Origin of the sequence: Capnocytophaga gingivalis ATCC 33624 (assembly GCF_000174755.1) — a bacterium.
Lineage (GTDB): Bacteria > Bacteroidota > Bacteroidia > Flavobacteriales > Flavobacteriaceae > Capnocytophaga > Capnocytophaga gingivalis.
Genome location: NZ_ACLQ01000033.1, coordinates 1 through 3,159, shown reverse-complemented (window position 1 = coordinate 3,159; position 3,159 = coordinate 1). Strand labels below are relative to the sequence as shown.

The following is a 3,159-nucleotide window of genomic DNA, read 5'->3' as shown; positions in this document are numbered from 1 at the left end:
CAGTTAAGCGTTTCATGTTGTTTGCCTCTGAAAAGTGGAATTAGGTATAACGCGAGATATAGCAATCAGGGTGGCGCATACCACCCTACAGGGAGAGTTTAGGCTTTGAAGCGGGCGCGAGCTTGAGCAGCAGCGGCCATTGCGGAGCGTTGTTCTTGCCTCTGTTGCATCTGTTTAATAGCGGCCATGCGTACCTGAGCGGCTTTATAACCTGTTTCCCCTCCTTTAGGAGCCTTCTTTTTACCGTCATGGGCGGCATCCCAGCCCTTTTTAAGATTTGCAGTGTTTTTACTTGCTCCTGCGGCTTGTTTAGCCAAGCCAAAACCTGCCGCAGCTAGGCCAAGTGATGCCATGCCCTGCATGGTGGCGGCGGTACTAGCGCCAGCCAGCCCGCCCGCGATTTTGGCTGATATCCAGATGAGTAATGCGCCCAATATCGCAGACAGACAAACCTGCGCACCGAGAGTAACAATATTGGCATTCGGAGCGCTGGACGTTGCCTGTGTCAAAATCGCATCCATGATCCTTACAACAATTCGTAGTGAAAGTGCAGCAAACATAATCGTTAACACCGCTGCGATAATGCTTTGCAGCCAGTTATTGAACATCTGACGGAAAACGCCCCAGGCAAGGCAGAAAATAAAGATTGGTGCGGTAATCGACAGAAGTAAGATGGTAACTTCTGCAATAAGGGAAACAAACGCGCAGGTACACATAACGACCAAGATTCCTGCCCAAACATAAAACTGCGCCGTCATTCCTTCATCTTTAACCACTGCCGAATCATCAAGGTCATGCAGGGTTTTTGCGACCGTTTGAGCCTTAGCCCAGAGCGTATCCATTTGCTGCCAGATATTATCCCCCCCTGAAAATCCTTCTTTCAGCCCATCAATGGCGTTAATGGTTGCATCTAAATAGCCGTTAACATTGGCAACAAAGGAGAATACGACAGCCAGCCGCGCCATATCCCATATCAAATCTACCGTCGGAGTTTGCAGCTTTCCGGCCATTGCCTGATAACCTTTGACCAGGATGTAAACAGCAACTGCGCTACCAGCCAGGCCCATCATCCAGGATGAATATTGCATCATCTGGCCGCTGGTTACTTCTTTCAGCCCATCCATAGCTTGTTGATCGAAATACTCCATAGTTCCAGCCATAGGAACGCCCCTCGTTAGTGAAACTGCGTTACAGGCGCGTCCTTCTGCTGAATATCAAAGTGTGCTTCTTTGGCATTCTTGCAGTTGTCCGAATCATCACCTGATGCTTTACAGTCCTGGTAAACCTTCGCCAGTTCGCTCTGATGCTGCTTATACCAATCAACTGATTTAGCGTCTTCTTTGCATCCGGCCAAAAGCACACACACAGACACGGCTAAAACAGCGGTTTTGATATGTTTCATGATTCATTCCTTTATCTAATTGAACTGGACTACAGGCGCATTAAGCTGCTGTTCGTTTCGCGCTTTTTCGCGTTTTTGAGCAAGCAGTTTATCGCGCTGTTCCGATGCTTTCACATTCATTTCCCATTGTGTGGTTAGCGTGTTTAACCGAACAGTTTTTAACTGAATAGAGTTTGCTAAATCCATAGATTCTTTGGAATCTTTCGCAGTAGCGACACGATTAGAAAGCGTGGATATATCGTTAAGAGTTTCACTTATTTTTCCCTGAACCTCCGTAGTCTGTTCGATAGCATAGGCTTTATTAACAGTTTCCTGTTTACAAACATATGAGTAGCCAACAGCCTGTTTCTCATTGCAGACATCAAACGCTTTATATTTGTCATAAAGGCTGTTTAGCGCCCCGGAAGGCGCGTTGTCAGATACCAACAGCTCGCTAAGGCTTATTCCCTGCTTTTGAAGGTTGAGCAGGTCGTTTTTAAGGCTGTTACCCTGATTGACCAGGCCCATAACATCACGAAGACCTGTTTGCGCGGCAAGCTGATCTTTATACGCCTGAATCTCTGACTGATAATGTTTTACTGTTTCAGCCCATTGCTTAACTTTGACCAGCCAGTGTTGCAGCTCCTGAGTGTTACCCACCACATCAACGACAGGCACGCCGGTAGCGTTAACCTGGAGTGACGAGCACAGTAAACCTGTAGCGATCGCAGTCGCCATAAATTTTTTTAGCTTCATGATTGATGCCTCAGAGTGCTTTATCCAGGAATTTATCCAGCCAATCAGAAGGCTGCATTCCAGGGCGATAGATAGAGTCAAAAATTTCCAGATTATCCGCGCTTCCTGAAAGCACTTTGATATAACCACCCAAGCCGGATAAATCCAGCGTGACCAGGGCAGAAAAGCGCTTTAGGTCTCCACGGCGAAACTGGTTTTTAATGACCACATACTGACGGCGCGAAGGGTCGATGCTTTTTATCACCTCAAACACTTCAAGCGGCACTTTCAAACCATCAACATAATGTTCTTTTGTCGCATTGGGGTTAGCGGAAAAGATTTGTGTAGCGCACTGCTCTACTACGGCTGGCGCTATCGGGTTAGTGATAATTTCAGCCGGTGACTGTGTAAGAGGGATAATACAGCCGTTCAGCTTTCGGATAGTTTTTAGCTTGTTATAAGCAAAATCCGCGAAAACTGGATCATTAAGCCACTTCCAGAACTCATCCATAAAGATAACGAGTCTTCGGCCATCCAGCAGGCTCGTTACCCGATACAGAAGATAGAACGATAATGGGGCACAAATATCTTTGTTATCCAGGAACTCCGTTCCATCGATGCCAAAATTATCACAATCTCCAATATGGAAATTGTCCGACTCATTATCAAAGACCCAGCCGTAGTCTCCACCCTGCGCCCACTTTGCCAGCCGGATATGCAAACCGTTTTCCTGCGCCTCATTGCTGGCAGGTTCAGAGAGGTTTTCAAGCAAACGCGTGACGCCATAAATACGATTTTCAGGCTTGAGCACATACATTACCCGATCCACAGCCATGCTTAATCGTTGCTCGTCACGGGGCGTTAGAGTTGACCCATTGCGGGTACACAACAATCCCATCAACTGCTTAACGAAGGTCACGTTACGCTTAGTCGCGGGCAGCATAAACGGGTTAAAGCCGGTAGGCTCACCGGCAATCAACCGGTAATAACGCCCGCCTAACGCCAAAACATTCATTTCAGCGCCACGGTCTTTATCAAAATAA

At 47.2% G+C, this 3,159-nt stretch carries 4 protein-coding genes; all 4 read right to left on the bottom strand.

Going from position 1 to position 3,159, the window contains the following annotated elements; genetic code table 11:
- Positions 1-98: 98 nt before the first annotated feature.
- Entirely contained in the window at positions 99-1,160 is a 1,062-nt protein-coding gene (locus tag CAPGI0001_RS10965; protein ID WP_002670139.1) for a TrbL/VirB6 family protein, read from the bottom strand.
- 14 nt (positions 1,161-1,174) lie between these two features.
- The gene (locus tag CAPGI0001_RS10960) at positions 1,175-1,402 is read right to left on the bottom strand and encodes an EexN family lipoprotein (RefSeq protein ID WP_211205503.1); all 228 of its coding nucleotides are present in this window, start codon (positions 1,400-1,402) and stop codon (positions 1,175-1,177) included.
- Between the two features lie 15 nt (positions 1,403-1,417).
- A complete protein-coding gene (locus tag CAPGI0001_RS10955) occupies positions 1,418-2,137 on the bottom strand; it encodes a TrbJ/VirB5 family protein (protein WP_040360329.1) in 720 nt (239 codons plus the stop codon).
- A gap of 10 nt (positions 2,138-2,147) precedes the next feature.
- The coding region (locus CAPGI0001_RS10950) for a TraG/VirB4 family ATPase (RefSeq protein ID WP_002670142.1) at positions 2,148-3,159 on the bottom strand (1,012 nt) is incomplete at its 5' end.